The sequence below is a fragment of the Pedobacter borealis DSM 19626 genome (assembly GCF_000708285.2).
Classification (GTDB): Bacteria; Bacteroidota; Bacteroidia; order Sphingobacteriales; family Sphingobacteriaceae; genus Pedobacter; species Pedobacter borealis.
Window position 1 is genome coordinate 27,253 of the sequence record NZ_JAUG01000031.1, and the last position, 16,670, is coordinate 43,922.

At 38.5% G+C, this 16,670-nt stretch carries 14 protein-coding genes; 6 read left to right on the top strand and 8 right to left on the bottom strand.

Translation table 11 applies throughout. From position 1 onward, the window contains the following. Positions 1–321 precede the first annotated feature (321 nt). Positions 322–3,306: a protein translocase subunit SecDF gene (secDF, locus tag AW17_RS10785; RefSeq protein ID WP_029276255.1), complete on the top strand. Its 2,985-nt coding sequence runs from the start codon at positions 322–324 to the stop codon at positions 3,304–3,306. Positions 3,307–3,544: 238 nt separating this feature from the next. Here the strand turns inward: secDF and AW17_RS10790 are convergent, their stop codons facing one another. Further along, positions 3,545–3,760, bottom strand: a complete 216-nt coding sequence (locus tag AW17_RS10790; protein ID WP_029276257.1) for a hypothetical protein — start codon at positions 3,758–3,760, stop codon at positions 3,545–3,547. Between the two features lie 211 nt (positions 3,761–3,971). Here AW17_RS10790 and AW17_RS10795 point away from each other — a divergent pair, with 211 nt between their 5' ends. Beyond that, on the top strand, positions 3,972–5,306 hold the full coding sequence (locus AW17_RS10795) for an NAD(P)/FAD-dependent oxidoreductase (protein ID WP_029276259.1): 1,335 nt from the start codon (positions 3,972–3,974) through the stop codon (positions 5,304–5,306). Between the two features lie 112 nt (positions 5,307–5,418). Beyond that, positions 5,419–6,279, top strand: a complete 861-nt coding sequence (locus AW17_RS10800; protein ID WP_029276261.1) for a hydroxymethylglutaryl-CoA lyase — start codon at positions 5,419–5,421, stop codon at positions 6,277–6,279. A gap of 130 nt (positions 6,280–6,409) precedes the next feature. On the opposite strand, the gene AW17_RS10805 is transcribed toward AW17_RS10800, so the two are convergent. From AW17_RS10805 to fbaA, 4 genes are all read right to left on the bottom strand, one after another. Beyond that, positions 6,410–6,706 carry a GIY-YIG nuclease family protein gene (locus AW17_RS10805; protein ID WP_029276263.1) on the bottom strand — a complete coding sequence of 99 codons (297 nt, stop codon included), beginning with the start codon at positions 6,704–6,706 and terminating at the stop codon, positions 6,410–6,412. A 178-nt stretch (positions 6,707–6,884) separates the two neighbouring features. Beyond that, a complete protein-coding gene (locus AW17_RS10810; protein WP_029276265.1) occupies positions 6,885–7,307 on the bottom strand; it encodes a GNAT family N-acetyltransferase in 423 nt (140 codons plus the stop codon). Next, positions 7,282–7,788 carry a low affinity iron permease family protein gene (locus AW17_RS10815; RefSeq protein ID WP_029276267.1) on the bottom strand — a complete coding sequence of 169 codons (507 nt, stop codon included), beginning with the start codon at positions 7,786–7,788 and terminating at the stop codon, positions 7,282–7,284. The genes AW17_RS10810 and AW17_RS10815 overlap by 26 nt, the downstream gene beginning before the upstream one ends. Positions 7,789–7,930: 142 nt before the next feature. Continuing rightward, positions 7,931–9,010 carry a class II fructose-bisphosphate aldolase gene (fbaA, locus tag AW17_RS10820; protein ID WP_029276269.1) on the bottom strand — a complete coding sequence of 360 codons (1,080 nt, stop codon included), beginning with the start codon at positions 9,008–9,010 and terminating at the stop codon, positions 7,931–7,933. Between the two features lie 320 nt (positions 9,011–9,330). On the opposite strand from fbaA, the gene accD reads away from it, so the two are divergent. Further along, positions 9,331–10,176, top strand: a complete 846-nt coding sequence (gene accD / locus AW17_RS10825) for an acetyl-CoA carboxylase, carboxyltransferase subunit beta (protein WP_029276271.1) — start codon at positions 9,331–9,333, stop codon at positions 10,174–10,176. Between the two features lie 290 nt (positions 10,177–10,466). Then, a complete protein-coding gene (locus AW17_RS10830) occupies positions 10,467–10,931 on the top strand; it encodes a YciI family protein (RefSeq protein ID WP_029276273.1) in 465 nt (154 codons plus the stop codon). Between the two features lie 97 nt (positions 10,932–11,028). Here AW17_RS10830 and AW17_RS10835 read toward each other — a convergent pair whose 3' ends face one another. Beyond that, a complete protein-coding gene (locus AW17_RS10835; RefSeq protein WP_036669651.1) occupies positions 11,029–11,544 on the bottom strand; it encodes a hypothetical protein in 516 nt (171 codons plus the stop codon). A 331-nt stretch (positions 11,545–11,875) separates the two neighbouring features. On the opposite strand from AW17_RS10835, the gene AW17_RS10840 reads away from it, so the two are divergent. Further along, positions 11,876–13,423 carry a M20/M25/M40 family metallo-hydrolase gene (locus tag AW17_RS10840; protein WP_029276277.1) on the top strand — a complete coding sequence of 516 codons (1,548 nt, stop codon included), beginning with the start codon at positions 11,876–11,878 and terminating at the stop codon, positions 13,421–13,423. A gap of 254 nt (positions 13,424–13,677) precedes the next feature. On the opposite strand, the gene AW17_RS10845 is transcribed toward AW17_RS10840, so the two are convergent. After that, positions 13,678–14,682, bottom strand: coding sequence for a cytochrome d ubiquinol oxidase subunit II (locus tag AW17_RS10845; protein ID WP_029276279.1), 1,005 nt, complete (start codon positions 14,680–14,682; stop codon positions 13,678–13,680). Between the two features lie 109 nt (positions 14,683–14,791). Further along, positions 14,792–16,111 (bottom strand): cytochrome ubiquinol oxidase subunit I, encoded by a 1,320-nt coding sequence (locus AW17_RS10850; protein ID WP_029276281.1) that lies wholly within the window; start codon positions 16,109–16,111, stop codon positions 14,792–14,794. Positions 16,112–16,670: the final 559 nt, after the last annotated feature.

Genomic DNA, 16,670 nt, shown 5'->3' on the forward strand with positions numbered 1-16,670 from the left:
TTCAATAACAATGCGTCTTTGTGCCTAAGAAACCCACATATGGAAAGATGCTTCGTTCCTCAGCATGACAGATTTAAAAAAGATTGAAACTATATCAGGGCAGAACCGAAGCCAAAAGCGGCTGCACCTGCTTTTCTAATCATTTGGCAGCATAACAACGTGCGCATTCAGTAAAACAGTTAGCAGGCAAAAAATAAGATTATTGCCCGATAAAAATTAATGTTAATAAATTATCAATTAAGGGGTTCTATAATTTAAAAATTTAATTAGATTTGCCGACTTGTTAAAAAACAGCGAAAGACAAATTATTTTAAACAAACAATGCAAGGAAAAGGTTTTATTAAGTTTATAGCGATAGTATTGGCTATCGTTTGTGCGTACGCACTTTCTTTTACTTTGGTAGCATCCAAGGTGGAAAAAGACGCAAAAAACGCTGCGAAGGGTGATTTGGCCAAAGAAAAGGCTTACTTAGATTCGATGAGTACTGTGAAAGTTTATCCAGTAGTTGGATTTACTTATCAAGAGGTAAAAGCGAAAGAGATTAATTTGGGTTTAGACTTAAAAGGCGGAATGAACGTAACGATGGAGATATCGTTAGCGGAGTTGGTAAAATCATTAGCGGGCAACCCTACTGATGCTAACTTTAACAAAGCAATTCAGAACGCACAGATCCAGTTAAATGCCGGTGGTAAAGATTACATCAAAATTTTTGTTGATGAATTCGAAAAATTAAGCCCTGGAGTAAAACTTGCAGATTATTTTTCTAACCAGGATAACGCATCTCAGTTAAAACCAAGCGCAAGCAATGGCGATGTTGAATCTTTCTTGGAAAAAGAAGCTACTAGTGCGATCGATCGTTCATTTACAGTTTTACGTTCACGTATCGACGGCTTCGGAGTAGTTAGTCCGAACATGCAAAAACAAGAAGGTAGCAACCGTATCTTAATCGAAATGCCAGGTGTACAAGATAAAGAGCGTATTGCTAAACTTTTACAGGGTTCTGCCGAATTGCAATTCTGGCAAGTATACCAGGTGCAAGAAGTTGCACCATTGTTAGAAAACATTAATAAAATTTTAGCGGCAACATTAAAAGCTGATGCGCCTGCAACTAAAGATACAACTGCTGCTCCAGCTGCTGGTGGTAAATTAGCTGGTTTAGAAAAAGCTGCTGCTAAAGATACTACGGCTAAAGGTGGTAAACTTGCTGGTTTGGGTAAAAAAGATTCGAGTGCTGTTAAAGCTGAATTGATTAAATCTAACCCATTGTATGCTGTTCTTAACCTTCCTATTTACCAAGGCGAAAACGGACAACAACAATTAATGCCAGGTGCAGTTGTTGGTATGTCGTTACAAAAAGATACCGCAAAGGTTAATGCTTATTTAAAACTTCCAGAAGTTGCTGCATCTATTCCATCTACGATGAAATTTATGTGGAGTGTTAAACCTAGAGAAGGTTCGAAAATTTTCGAACTATATGCTATTAAAGTGGTTAGTGCTGATGGCAAACCAGATTTAGGTGGTGAGGCAATCAGCGATTCACGTGCAGATTTTGATCAAAAAGGTAAACCAGAAGTAACCATGTACATGACCAGCGAAGGTTCTGCTAAGTGGAAAAAAATTACTGCTGAAGCAGCTGCTGATCCAAACAACAAAAAATCTATTGCAATTGTATTAGATAACCAGGTTTATTCTGCTCCAACTGTTCAGAACGAAATTGCTGGTGGTGTTTCATCAATCACCGGTAACTTTACTCAGGCAGATACTAAAGATTTATCTAACATCTTAAAAGCTGGTAAATTACCTGCTCCTGCTCGTATTGCTGGTAGCTACGTAGTTGGTCCAACCTTAGGTGCACAAGCAATTCACGATGGTTTAATTTCATTCGTAATTGCCTTTATCGTAATCTTAATCTTCATGGCGTTGTATTATCACCGTGCAGGTTGGGTTGCTAACTTTGCATTGTTAATCAACTTATTCTTCATCATTGGTATCTTGGTATCACTTGGTGCAGTATTAACCTTACCTGGTATTGCTGGTATCGTATTAACCATTGGTTTATCGGTAGATGCAAACATCCTTATTTTTGAGCGTGTACGTGAAGAGCTTGCACATGGCAAAAACACGGCCACTGCGATTAAAGAAGGCTTTAAACATGCAATGCCTTCAATTATTGACTCAAACGTTACCTTATTTATTTTAGGTGCTATCCTTTACGTTTTTGGTAGCGGTCCGGTTCAAGGTTTTGCAACTACACTATGTATCGGTATTCTTTCTTCATTATTTGCAGCTGTAGCCATTTCGAGAGTAGTTTTCGAATCGTTATTAAACCGCAAAATCGATGTAAGTTTCGATAACAGCATTACCCGTAACGCATTTAAAAACATCGGTTTCAACTTCGTTGGCCGTCGTAAAATTTACTATGTAATCTCTACCATCATTATTATTGCTGGTATTGGTATGTACTTCAAAAATGGTGGTTTAAATTTAGGTGTAGATTTTAAAGGTGGTAGAACTTATTTGGTTCACTTCGATAAAGCAGTTAACACTGAAGATTTAAAAGCTAAGTTAAACCCGGTTTTCGGTAACGAAACGCCTGAGGTTAAAACTGCAGGTGAAGATAGCCAGGTAAAAATCACTACTACTTTCCACATTGAAGATCAGGACATTAAAACTGATAAAGTTGTAGAAGATGCTTTAAACAAAGGTTTAGCCGGTTCTAAATATGAAATTGTAAGTTCACAAAAAGTAACGCCTATCATTGCAAGTGATATCGTTAACGGTGCTTTCTATGCAGTATTGATCTCATGTTTATTCATGTTTATCTATATCGTGGTACGATTCAAAAAATGGCAGTATGGTTTAGGTGCGGTAATCGCATTGTTCCATGATGTGTTAATGGTATTATCTTTCTACACGATTTTAGATGGTATTATGCCATTCTCATTAGAAATTGGTCAGGATTTCATCGCAGCAATTTTAACGGTAATGGGTTACACCATGACTGAGACAGTTGTTGTATTCGACCGTATCCGTGAGAAATTAAAAGAATCTGGCAAAGAAGATTTACACGGTGAAGAGCGTAACAACTTAATCAACTTCGCGTTGAACAGTACATTAAGTCGTACAATCTTGACCTCATTAACCGTATTCTTCGTATTATTGGTAATCTTTATTTTCGGTGGCGATAGCATCCGCGGATTTATCTTCGCCTTGTTAATCGGTCGTATCATCGGTACATATTCATCATTATGTATCTCTACTCCTATCGTAATCGATTTGGGTAGTTCAGCTGAGAAGAAAAAGTAAGAGATTAATTTCTTAAAATATATAAGCGCTCCGATGTATCGGGGCGTTTTTTTTGTGCGCCTCACCCTGTGAATGTTTGGGATATTTATTCTGCAATCCCCCTCTCCTCGAAGAGAGGGAAACAAAGTGTTGTGGTTTTAACCATTTTTTTTAACCTTTTGTACTAACCAAACCATTCTACTCAAAACAAGGAAGATAACACAATCTTAATTTAACCTGTATTATAGAAGGTAGGGTTTTACCTACTGCTCCAGCCTGTCCTTCTCCTCAAGGAGGGACTCACAAAACTCAACCACCCTTTTAACATTAACAGGGTGAGGTTTTTGAAAAGCAGTACCCTTGCTCCTTCGGTTCCGATAGTCCTGCTATACATTCCAATCTTTTTAATTCGCACTGTCATGCTGAGGAACGAAGCATCTGTTCCATCGTTTGCAGATGCTTCGTTCCTCAGCATGACAAAATCTTCAGGGCTACTGCAAATTAAAAAGGATTTCCATTCCCATCAGGTTTATTTAACTTAGAACACAGCTTAAAACCTACAAAACCCCGCTTCGTCATGCCAGCGTTATATCTTTGTTATTAAGCAAGAATAACGACCAAAACCTCATTTCATAAACCTTTTGGCTATCTTTTTGTTACATTAGTAATAGATAAACCGATACAAAATGGATTTACAACTTCCTAAAAGCGAATACCCTAGAGTAGTTATAGTTGGCGGTGGATTTGGAGGAATTGAGTTAGCTAAACGTTTAAAAAACAAACCCTTTCAGGTGGTTATGCTCGATAAACATAACTATCATACTTTCCAGCCTTTACTTTATCAGGTAGCCACAGGAGGTTTAGAAGCCGATTCGATTGCATTCCCCTTAAGAAAAATTTTTAAAGGTCAAAAGAACCTGATTTTCCGGGTAACCAAGGTTACCGAAGTTAACGCAGCAGAAAACTGTTTACAAACCGATATCGGCAGAATTAATTACGATTATCTTGTTATTGCTACAGGTTCTACCAGTAACTTTTTTGGCAATAAAGAAATCGAGGCCAACTCCATGCCAATGAAATCCATCCCAGAGGCCCTGGATTTAAGAAGTTTGATTTTACAAAATTTCGAAAAATCGCTGATCGAAAAAGATATAGATAAAAAGAGTGCCCTATTAAACTTCGTAGTAGTTGGCGGTGGTCCAACAGGCGTTGAAACTTCTGGTGCTATTGCAGAGCTTAAAAAACATGTTATTCCGAACGATTATCCTGAAATGGATTTTAGCAAGGTGAATATTTACCTGATCGAAAATTCGCCGGAATTATTGGGTGTAATGTCGCCACAGGCACAGAAAAAAGCCAAAGATTTCCTTACCGATATGGGGGTTCAGATCATGAACGAAACCAGGGTAATGAGTTATGATGGACATACCCTTACCTTACAAGATAAAGCACCAATTTTAAGTTCTACCGTAATTTGGAGTGCCGGTGTTAAGGGCGAAGTTTTAGGTGGTTTAGACAAAGCAGAAATTGTTCGTGGCGGGCGATTGAAAACTGATACGCAGAATTTAGTGGTGGGTTATCAAAATGTATATGCCATTGGAGATGTGGCCGCTATTATTGATGAAGAAACACCAAACGGTCACCCAGGAGTTGCACCTGCCGCCATTCAGCAAGGCCACCACCTGGCCAAAAACCTGATCAACATCAAAGAAAATAAACCTTTAGAGAAATTTAAATACTTCGATAAAGGCTCAATGGCTACCGTAGGTAGAAACAAAGCCGTTGTTGATATTGGAAAAATCCGTTTTCAAGGGGTTTTTGCATGGTTTACCTGGATGTTTGTACACTTAATGACTTTGGTAGGCTTCAGAAACAAGATTATTGTTTTCGTAAATTGGGTTTGGAGTTATTTCAGTTACGACAGAGGAACCCGTTTAATTATCAGAACCTTTGCAAAAGACCGAAGCGTGGATTATAGAGATGAGATACCAGCCGTAAAAGAAGAAGTTAAGGTGTCTTAGTCTTTAGTCTTTAGTCTTTAGTCTTTAAGGCAACTTTGATGATAAAAAATTGTTTCCTTTTTCTTCCTTGCTTTGCGAAAAACTTTGCGCATTTTGCGGTTAAACCAAAAATATGAGCCAAAACAACTTCAAATTAGTAGAATGTCCACGCGATGCCATGCAAGGACTACACGATTTTGTTCCAACCGAACTTAAGGCAGAATATTTGAATCTTTTGCTTCAGGTAGGTTTCGATACGCTCGATTTTGGAAGTTTTGTTTCGCCTAAAGCCATCCCACAAATGGCCGATACTGCCGAAGTTTTAGCACAGCTTGATCTAAGCAACACCGGCACCAAACTCTTGGCTATTGTAGCCAATTTAAAGGGCGTAGAGAACGCTGTAATGCACCAGGCAGTCGATTACCTTGGTTTCCCTTTTTCGATCTCAGAAACGTTCCAACAGCGTAATACCAATTCAAGCATAGCACAATCATTAAACACGGTGGAAGAAATGCTCTCTCTTTGCGCTAAAAACAACAAAAAAGCGGTTGTTTACCTATCAATGGGTTTTGGAAATCCTTATGGCGATGAATGGAATTATGAAATTGTAGAAAAATGGGCTGATGTACTGGTGGGTAAAGGTGTAGCCATTTTATCGTTAGCTGATACGGTTGGTGTTTCCACGCCAGCGAAGATAGAAAGCATATTACCAAAACTGATTTCGAGGTTTAAAAATACCGAAATCGGCATCCATCTGCATTCAACCCCTGCCGAACGGTTTGAAAAAATAGAAGCTGCTTATCGTTCGGGTGTAAAACGTATAGATTCTGCCTTAAAAGGCTTTGGTGGCTGTCCAATGGCCGCAGATGATCTTACAGGTAACATTGCTACCGAAGATGTAATTGGCTATTTAACTGCAAAAGGAGAAAAATTGAACCTAAATATGGATAAGTGGAATGAGGCAATGGCTTTATCAGGGAAGATATTTAGGTAGATTTGTTATGAGTGATCGTCATTGCGAGGTACGAAGCAATCCTACTACTATGGGTGGGCATTTAAACCACTAAATTACCCGATGCCTAGCGATCGCTTTAAGATTGCTTCGTTCCTCGCAATGACGGAATCTACGAATCCAATTCATCATATAAATCAACCCAATTTGGATTCGCTGAAGCAACTAAATCTATTTTCTGTTGGCGGCTTCCACCTTTAATTCTCTTTTCTTCATCAATGGCTTCTTCGATATTTGGAAAGAATGTGTAATAAACTAGCTTATAGCATTTATATTTTGAAGTAAAGCTTTTTGGAAATTCGTTGTTTTTATGTTGCCAAACCCTACCCTGTAAGTCTGAAGTTACTCCAGTATAAAAAACAGTGTTAAAAGAATTTGCCATGATATAAACGCATCCTCCTCTTTCCATTATAGTTTAGTTAGTAATTTGGTAATTGTTAGGTCGTCATTGCGAGGAACGAAGCAATCCTACTACTATGGGTGGGTAAATAATCAAATCCAGCGATCGCTTTAAGATTGTTTCGTGCCTCGCAATGACGATTTTCGTTGAATGTGCTGTACTTTCCGTATCTCCTGGCAAATTATCCCTAAACTTTCTTCACCATTTTAAAATGCTGTATCCCAGCCTCCTCAAATTGCTCTCCCTCTGCTACAAAACCAAATTTGGCATACAAACTCATAGAATCTAACTGCGAGTTTAGGTAAATATAATGCGCATCTTCTGGCAGATCAGATAAAGCCTCGGCAATTAGCGCACGACCTACCCCCTGCCCTCTAAAATCTTTTAAAACTGCGAAACGTTCCAGCTTATAACCATTATCTGTTTTACGCCACCTGCAGGCACCACAAGGCTGGCCATTATTTGTTACCAGAAAATGTACAGATTCATCTTCATGCTCCCATTCCAATTCTGGCGGGCAATTCTGTTCGTCTACAAATACAATCTTACGGATCGCAAATACTTTATCTAAATCTTCGGGATGATTAACTTTTTGAACGTGCAGACTCATTATCGTGGTGTTTAAAGTGTTTATTCGATTTTAACTTCGATTCATTTAATGCCTCAGCAACATCAATTGAATGCGAACAATGAATATCGGCCTCTTTTTTGGCAAGTGCAGCAATCGTAACGTAAAATTTATGCAACTGATCCAGTTCTTTTTCACTCAAATCTTCTATATCAACCATTCGGTTACTTGCACCCTGCTGCGCAGCAATCAATTCATTTAATTTTAACTGAATGGCCTTACCATCTTTATTCTGTGCTTTCTGGATCAAAAAAACCATCAAAAAGGTGATAATCGTAGTGCCTGTATTAATTACCAATTGCCAGGTTTCAGAATAATCAAAAAGTGGTCCTGTTACCGCCCAAATAATCACAATCGAGGTTGCAGTTATAAATGCAGCAGAGCTACCTGTAAATTTGGTTGCCGCATTGGCAAATTTTTCGAAAAAATTATTTCTTTTGGTATCGTTTTTAGATTTTGCCATTACAATTTGTTTGCTTAAATATAACCATAAAACATACAAAAGTACCATAAGTTTTTAAACCCATGGCGCTTTTGTATAATTATTGAATGATTGATTTTTTGAATGATTGAATATAAATCCAACCTTAAAAACCAATCAAAACTTACAGCTTATCGTTAACGTTGATACAGTTTAGATCTTCGAAAGCAGTAGTTAAACGCTTCACAAAAGTTTCTTCACCTTTACGTAACCAAACGCGTGGATCGTAATATTTTTTATTTGGTTTATCATCGCCATCAGGATTACCAATCTGACCTTGAAGATAAGCTTCATTCTTTTTGTAGTATTCTAAAATACCCTCCCAAAATGCCCACTGCATATCGGTATCGATATTCATTTTAATTGCACCATAAGAAATTGCTTCTCTGATTTCTTCCTGAGTAGAACCAGAACCACCGTGGAATACGAAGTTGATTGGTTTCTCTGCTGTTAAGCTGAATTTTTCTTTGATAAAATCCTGAGAATTTTTCAAAATTACCGGTTGCAATTTTACGTTACCTGGTTTATAAACACCGTGTACGTTACCAAAAGCAGCAGCAACTGTAAAACGAGGAGAAACTTTACTTAATTCTTCGTAAGCATAAGCCACTTCGCTTGGTTGAGTATATAATTTAGAGCTATCTACATCGCTATTATCAACACCATCTTCTTCACCACCTGTAACACCAAGTTCGATTTCGATAGTCATGTTCATTTTAGCCATACGTGCTAAATATTTAGCAGAAATTTCCATGTTTTCTTCAATCGACTCTTCCGATAAATCCAACATGTGTGATGAAAACAAAGGTTTTCCAGTTTCAGCGAAGAATTTTTCACCGTGGTCTAAAAGTCCATCAATCCAAGGCAATAATTTTTTAGCGGCGTGGTCGGTATGTAAAACCACGGCAACACCATAATGCTCTGCCAATAAATGTACATGTTTAGCTGCCGATACAGCACCTAAAATACATGCTTGCAATTTCTCATTATCTAAAGATTTGCCTGCATAAAACTGTGCACCTCCATTAGATAGTTGAATCATAACAGGCGAATTTACTGCCTTAGCAGTTTCCAATACCGCATTAACCGTATTTGTACCGGTTACGTTAACTGCTGGTAAAGCAAACTGATGTTTTTTAGCCTGCTCAAACAATTCTTGAACGGCATCTCCGTAAATTACGCCTTTGTAGCCTTTTAAACTCATTTCTTGTTAATTTTATTAAGTCCGAAGTTATAAAAAAAAATAACATTCCAAGCTTTTCTAACAACAGAATTATTTGCCTAACAGCAAAATAAGGCCTATTTAGTGTAAAAAACACATTATCCTTAGTGTAAAAAAGACACACTTAAGTTTACAATTAGCAGTTAACAGTAGCCCGAGCTGAGTTTTCAATTACCTATCCAACGCTTGCATTATTGCCAATCGACTATCAACCAACTCACCATTGACTATTTTTACATCTAATAAGGTCCGACTTTATTTTATTTTTCGTTTCTTTGCAATCCAATTCTTCAAAAAATTATATGGCTTGGTTTAAGAGAGAAAAAAAAGGTATCATCACCACAACAGAGGAGAAAAAAGAAGCACCAGATGGTTTGTGGAATAAATGTCCAAATTGTAAAAAACCGCTACATCAGGCAGAACTTCAGGAAAACAAATACGTTTGTCATTACTGTGATTACCACCTGAGAGTAGGCTCAAAAGAATATTTCGAGGTTTTATTTGACAATAACGAGTTTAAAGAGCTGTTCCCTAACTTAACATCAGGCGACCCTTTAAATTTTAACGATAACAAACCTTACACCGATAGAATTAAAGAAAGCCAGGCTAAAACAGGCTTAAAAGACGCTATCCGTGCCGGTGTTGGTAAAATCGAAGGACAAGACCTCGTAATTGCCTGTATGGATTTTGCTTTTATCGGCGGTTCGATGGGTTCAGTTGTGGGCGAAAAAATTGCAAGATCGATCGATTACAGCATTAAACATAAAATTCCCTTCCTGATGATCTCAAAATCAGGTGGTGCCCGTATGATGGAAGCCGCATTTTCATTAATGCAAATGGCCAAAACATCAGCCAAACTCGCCTTATTAGGTCAGGCTAAAGTTCCATATATCTCTTTATTAACCGATCCAACTACCGGTGGTGTAACTGCATCATACGCCATGTTAGGCGATATTAATATTGCAGAACCAGGCGCACTGATCGGCTTTGCTGGTCCGCGGGTAATTAAAGAAACCATTAAAAAAGATTTACCGAAAGGTTTCCAAACTTCAGAATTCGTTCTTGAACACGGTTTCCTCGATTTCATTGTAGATAGAAGAGCCATGAAAGCTAAATTGGGTGCTTTTATTAAAATGATGAACAATTAGACAGGTTTAATCGGTTAATTGTTTAACTGGTTAATTGATATTTAGAAAAGCAGGGCTTGAATAACTTAGGTTAGTTCAGTCCTGCTTTTTGCTTCAAGTCCTCGCTACACTCCGGGCTTTTCGCGGCAATCAGGTTTAGTTAACATGAGCCAATGGTTCTGTTGAGGGGTTTCCCCAGCGAGTATATTAAACCACCCCCACCCCTCCTTGAAAACAAGGAGGGGAGCTGGAATCATCTTAACATCTTGAACAATTTTTCTTATTTTTAAACTAACCAAACCTTAAACTAAATGAAAAAGTTATTCCTATTAATCTCCCTAATCACCGTTACGCTCACTACACAAGCGCAGGAGAAAAAGGCTAAAGCCCCCTATGATGAAGCCTTAGCTAAAAAGCTTGGTGCCGACAACTACGGCATGAAAATGTATGTGCTGGTTATGCTGAAATCAGGTACGAATACAACAGAAACCAAAGCCAAAACAGATAGTTTATTTGCCGGACATATGGCAAACATGGGTAAAATGGTCGATATGCAAAAACTCGTAGTTGCTGGTCCGATGGGTAAAAACGATAAAAATTACCGCGGCATTTTCGTTTTAAATACAAAATCGATCGAAGAGGCAAAACAACTACTGGAAAGCGATCCGGCCATAAAAGCCAAATTACTGGAACCAGAATTGTACAATTGGTATGGCTCTGCAGCACTAGCTGAGTATTTGCCGTTTCACGATAAGATCCAGAAGGGTAGTTTTTAGGGTTGTTTGCCGCGGAAGCACTGAAGGCACGGAGAAGTTAACATAGTGAGGTCGGATGTTACCATCTGACCTTTTAGTTTAGTCAACAGTTTTTATGCTATTTCTTCACTATATTAAAAGAACCTGCATCCCACATCAGATCTTCATTAAATTTTGGCACCATTTTATGAACTTGAGTCGGGGTTTTATCTCCGGTGGTGATAAATTTCCAGGTTTTGCCTTGATCAGTACTGATGGCAAGTAATGTTGTCCTTAAAATCATTAAGCCCTCGTCGCCACTGCTCTTATTTTCCACAGAAATAGCACAATGAAGTTCTTTTCCCGCATGATAAGCTTTTGAGATACCTATTATTTTTTGACTAACCGTTTTTATATTAATAAGTTTACTATGCTCATCGTTAGATTTTAGTAACTCAACAAACTTTTCTTTACCACCTCTATATTTAATTTCTGTAGGGTATAAAAAATTAACATAGCTTTCATAATCTTTTTTTAGATAATTATCTATCATCAATTGTGCTGTACGCTTGGCATTTGCAATAACATTTTGTTGAGAGAAGGAAAATTGTCCAACTAGGAGCATCAACAGTAAAGAGACCGTTTTTTTCATCATTTATAAAAATTTGCCTAAAATATAGAAATATAGGCGAAAATAAAATAGGTTAATATAATTAAGGAATTCCTCTTTATAGGTCAATGGCTCACCAACCTCAATCCCTATCCCAACTATATATCCTCAGCCTATGCCCTTGTAGTGAAGTCAGATGTTACCATCTGACTTTTCAGCTTAGTAAACATTAAAGGATTCAACTTATGAGATTGCCACGGCGATGAAAAATCGCCTCGCAATGACGATCCTATTACTGCAACATTTCCATTAACATCCTTCAACCCTACTGCCTATTTCATAAATTAGCTTATCAAATAATCAACCCTAACTAATTATGAATAAAAAACTACTATTTTCTGCGCTATTGCTATGCACTTCAACCTGCATATTTGCGCAAGACAAAAAAATAATCGACAATATTGTTAAAGAAGTGAATGAAAACGCTCAATTGGAGAAACTCGCTCACGAACTTTTAGATGTTGTAGGGCCACGTTTAGTTGGTTCACCACAAATGAAACAGGCCAATGATTGGGCCGTGAAAAAATATAGCGATTGGGGCATCTCTGCAAAAAATGAGAAATGGGGCGAATGGGCCGGCTGGGAAAGAGGCATTACGCACATCGATTTAATAAGTCCGCGGGTTAGGACCTTAGAAGGTACGCAATTGGCTTGGAGTCCTTCTACAAACGGTAAAGCCATTAATGCAGAAGCGATTATCCTTCCGGCAATTACAGACTCGGTATCTTTTCAAAAATGGTTGCCCAATATAAAAGGTAAAATCGTATTGATTTCTATGAATCAACTATCTGGCCGACCAGAAAAAAACTGGGAAGAGTTTGCCACCAAAGATCTGTTCGAGAAATTTAAAAAAGAAAAAGCCGATGCAGCTAAAGCATGGACAGCCAGTATAGCCAAAACGGGTTTAACAGCAAAAACACTTCCTGTAGCTATAGAAAATGCAGGTGCAGTAGCAGTAGTGATCAATAACTGGTCGCAAGGTTTTGGCGTAGATAAAATTTTTGGTGCAAATACTAAAAAGGTTCCAACTTTAGATTTATCTGTTGAAGATTACGGCTTGGTTTATCGATTAGCCTTAAATGGAGATAAACCTAAATTAAGAATCGAAGCAGAATCTAAAAAATTAGGCGTTGTACCTACTTTTAATACCATAGCAGAAATAAAAGGTATACAAAAACCAAACGAATACGTAATGCTATCCGCACATTTCGATTCGTGGGATGGTGCAAGTGGAGCAACCGATAATGGTTCTGGTACCATTTTAATGATGGAAGCCATGCGTATTCTAAAAAAAATCTATCCTAATCCTAAACGTACCATTTTGGTTGGCCATTGGGGAAGTGAAGAGCAGGGCTTAAACGGCTCAAGGGCTTTTGTAGAAGATCATCCGGAAATTGTAAATAATCTTCAGGCTTTGTTTAACCAGGATAACGGTACAGGCCGAGTAGTGAATATTGGCGGTCAGGGCTTTGCTAAATCGAAAGATTATATTACCCGCTGGTTGGCTGCAGTACCAGATAACATTAAAAACCAGATCAAAACCAATTTCCCTGGGTCGCCAGGTGCAGGAGGTTCTGATTTTGCTTCTTTTGTTGCTGCCGGAGCTTTGGGTTACTCGCTAAGCTCTACCAGCTGGGATTATGGCACTTATACCTGGCACACCAACCGCGACAGTTACGATAAGTTAGTTTTCGACGAGATTAGAAGCAATGTAATTTTAGCGGCCATCATGGTTTATATGGCCTGCGAAGATCCTGAGAAGACTTCAACAGAAAAAGCAACCGATTTACCTGTAAACGAACGTACAGGAAAACCAGCAACCTGGCCGGTACAGACTAAATCGAATAGAAAAGGTGGGCTGTAGATAAAGAATAATTTAAAGAGCATTTGGAAACAGGTGCTCTTTTCATTTAGAATCAAGGATACAAAGAGTATAATCCAGTAATGATTCTTGAGGTCGTCGAGGTTGTATCATAAATATAGATTTGTCATCCTGAGCTTGTCGAAGGACCTGTTTAAATACTCTTTGAGGTGTTTCGACAAGCTCAACATGACAGCATTTGAGGTGAAATCGCCTTTATGATACAGCCTCATGACGATCTTACAATATAAATATACTTATTCCTCTTTCTTCTGAAACTTATAAAACAGATACCCCAAAAAAGGCAGAATCAACACACTCCCCAATAAAAGTGCTAAGCCTAAACTATAAATGGTTTTTTCGGGTCCAACGGTTTCCAGCAACGAAATCGCATCTCCGTTCTTTAAACGGATAAAGTTTGGAAAATGCGCATAACTAATGGCCAAAAGGATCATCGTCACCTGGAAGCCTGCTAAAACGCGTAAAATCTTGGTTCTGCCTTTAATTAGCAGGTACCATAACAATACAAGAGATAAACTGGCCAAAATAATGGCCGATAAACCGACATTGCTTTTAAAAACCCAATCAATCAACGGAATTTTATCCCGCTGTGCGGCAATAAACACCATGGCACCAAAAACTACGGCAGCCACGTTCATAAATTCCGCCTTTTTAATAAAACGGCGTTTATCGTGTGCTTCTTTTGTTTCACCTATGAGGTAAATCGCGGCAAGAAAACCGCAGAGCGCAACCGTAAATAAGCCCACAGCAACAGAAAACCAATTTAACCAGCCAGAAATATACGCGGTATAAAAATCGTTCGCCTGCGTATCGATACGGCCCGAAATCAGGCTTCCGGCAATAATGCCAAGAAACAATGCAGTTACAAAACTCGAATACCTGAATATGCGGTTATAAAACCACTGCATATCATCTTTAACAGCATCGTAATGACGGAATACAAAGGCGGTACCCCGCGCAATAATTCCGATGAGCATAATCGCCAATGGAATATGCAGATAAACCGACATGGTGGTATAAATATGCGGGAAACCTACGAAAAGGATTACAATGGCAATAATCAGCCACATATGGTTAGCCTCCCAAACCGGACCAATGGCCTGATACATGGTTTTACGGGTTTTACTCCTGTTTTTTGTTGAAGTGAATAGCTCTATAATCCCTGCACCAAAATCGGCTCCACCCAATAAAAAGTAGAGCAAAATGGCCATGCATAAAAATGTAATTACAACTTGTTCCATCATTTATTTTTTTACCACAGATTTGCACAGATAAACACAGATTTCAAAGACGTTAAGCAACATACATCAAAATTTTTATTCGTGTTCATCCTTTTTTATCTGTGGTTAATTAATTCGTTTTTGGTTTATTATAGAGTACTGGTACCATTTTTATCTGGCGGTAAAGCAAAAACGTTACAATAATGCTTAAAGAAACGTAAATGGCCGAAAATATATAAAATGAGTAAGCAATACCCGGCATCGGTGTAACAGCATCCTTAGTGCGCATAATGCCATAAATAATCCATGGCTGTCTGCCAACCTCCGTAACTACCCAGCCGGCCTCTAAAGCGATGTAACCAAGCGGAATGGCCACAACAAATAATTTCAACAGCCAGCGTTTCTCGGTTAAAGGTTTCTTTTTAAATAAAGTGAAGAAATAAGTTAAGGATACTAAAAGTAGTAGTGTGCCAATTCCAACCATAATCTGGAAAGCATAATGGGTTATGGCTACCGGAGGATGCTCGTTTTCTGGAATCTGATCTAAACCCTTTACCTCAGCTCTGAAATCGCCATGCGCTAGGAAACTTAAAGCACCTGAAATTTCGATTGCACCTTTCACGGTTTTATCCTTCTCGTTCACAATTCCACCAATCAACAGTGGGGCAGGCTTTTCTGTTTTGTACAATGCCTCCATTGCAGCAAATTTAGCAGGTTGCCTTTTGGCTACATCTTTTGCCGAAATATCGCCACTTAAAGGCTGCAATAATGCACCAATGCAGGCAAATATGGCTGCTATTTTAAAAGCTTTCAAATGAAATTCTTTATTACGGTCTCTCAGGATCATTAAAGCATGTACACCTGCCACGGCAAAGCCCGTAGCGGTAAATGCGGCCAAACACATGTGTAGCGCCTGACTAAACCAAGCTTTATTGAACATGGCCTGTATAGGATCGATATTCAGGTATTGTCCGTTTACAAAATCAAAACCCGCCGGACTGTTCATCCAGGCATTTGCGGCAACCACCAAAATTCCGGAGGCTAAACCACTCACCCCAACAACCATCCCGGTAAACCAATGAAACCATTTATTTAACTTATTCCATCCATATAAGAAAAAGCCAAGGGCTATTGCTTCGATAAAAAAGGCTGTTCCCTCCAGCGAAAAAGGCATTCCGAATATTGGACCGGCATGATCCATAAACTTTGGCCAGAGCAGGCCTAATTCGAAAGATAACATAGTGCCTGATACCGCGCCAGTAGCGAAGAAGATGGCAACACCTTTACTCCAGGCCTTAGTGAGATTTTTATATACCTCATTGTTTGTTTTAAGCCATTTATAATGCGATACGGCCATAAAGAAAGGCATAACCATGCCAATACAGGAAAAAATGATGTGGAAGCCTAACGATAAGGCCATTTGGGAACGGGCTGCGATAAAATCATCCATGAGCTGTAGATTTTGAATTGTAACAAATATAGTTGTTAAACACTAAAGCCTATGGTAATTCAATGACGTTGAAAGGATTATTTTAAATATAGAACGTTTATAAATTGAAAATAGATTTGGAGTGCTGTATTACAGGAACGATAAATTTTTAACTACGACGGACAAATACCGTCATTTCGAGCGGAGTGCAACGTAGTCGAGAAATCTATCAAGGTAGATCTCTCCATTCCACTGCGTTTCAGTCGAGATGACGATATCTTTATTGAAATATACCAATGGTAACAGACCAAAGCATTGCCACAGAGGCACTGAACTCACGGATTTACCTATTTGTCATTTCAAAGCGTAATCCAGCTCCCCTCCTAATTTAGGAGGGGCCGGGGTGGTTAACCAGTAACCTGAGTTCGATTATTAAATCTCATTTTGTGGCGTTTTAATCAAGTTTTCTGTTAAGACGGTCGTCACCCTGAATTTATTTCAGGGTCTTTCACGCTAAAAAGATGCTGAAATAAATTCAGCAGGACGATAAAGCGGGATTAGGCGTAAATAAGATATAATT

Excerpts from the sequence above, each read along its gene's own strand:
- secDF (WP_029276255.1), top strand. The coding sequence starts at position 322 with ATGCAAGGAAAAGGTTTTATTAAGTTTATAGCGATAGTATTGGCTATC.
- AW17_RS10790 (WP_029276257.1), bottom strand. The coding sequence starts at position 3,760 with ATGCTGAGGAACGAAGCATCTGCAAACGATGGAACAGATGCTTCGTTC.
- AW17_RS10795 (WP_029276259.1), top strand. The coding sequence starts at position 3,972 with ATGGATTTACAACTTCCTAAAAGCGAATACCCTAGAGTAGTTATAGTT.
- AW17_RS10800 (WP_029276261.1), top strand. The coding sequence starts at position 5,419 with ATGAGCCAAAACAACTTCAAATTAGTAGAATGTCCACGCGATGCCATG.
- AW17_RS10805 (WP_029276263.1), bottom strand. The coding sequence starts at position 6,706 with ATGGAAAGAGGAGGATGCGTTTATATCATGGCAAATTCTTTTAACACT.
- AW17_RS10810 (WP_029276265.1), bottom strand. The coding sequence starts at position 7,307 with ATGAGTCTGCACGTTCAAAAAGTTAATCATCCCGAAGATTTAGATAAA.
- AW17_RS10815 (WP_029276267.1), bottom strand. The coding sequence starts at position 7,788 with ATGGCAAAATCTAAAAACGATACCAAAAGAAATAATTTTTTCGAAAAA.
- fbaA (WP_029276269.1), bottom strand. The coding sequence starts at position 9,010 with ATGAGTTTAAAAGGCTACAAAGGCGTAATTTACGGAGATGCCGTTCAA.
- accD (WP_029276271.1), top strand. The coding sequence starts at position 9,331 with ATGGCTTGGTTTAAGAGAGAAAAAAAAGGTATCATCACCACAACAGAG.
- AW17_RS10830 (WP_029276273.1), top strand. The coding sequence starts at position 10,467 with ATGAAAAAGTTATTCCTATTAATCTCCCTAATCACCGTTACGCTCACT.
- AW17_RS10835 (WP_036669651.1), bottom strand. The coding sequence starts at position 11,544 with ATGATGAAAAAAACGGTCTCTTTACTGTTGATGCTCCTAGTTGGACAA.
- AW17_RS10840 (WP_029276277.1), top strand. The coding sequence starts at position 11,876 with ATGAATAAAAAACTACTATTTTCTGCGCTATTGCTATGCACTTCAACC.
- AW17_RS10845 (WP_029276279.1), bottom strand. The coding sequence starts at position 14,682 with ATGGAACAAGTTGTAATTACATTTTTATGCATGGCCATTTTGCTCTAC.
- AW17_RS10850 (WP_029276281.1), bottom strand. The coding sequence starts at position 16,111 with ATGGATGATTTTATCGCAGCCCGTTCCCAAATGGCCTTATCGTTAGGC.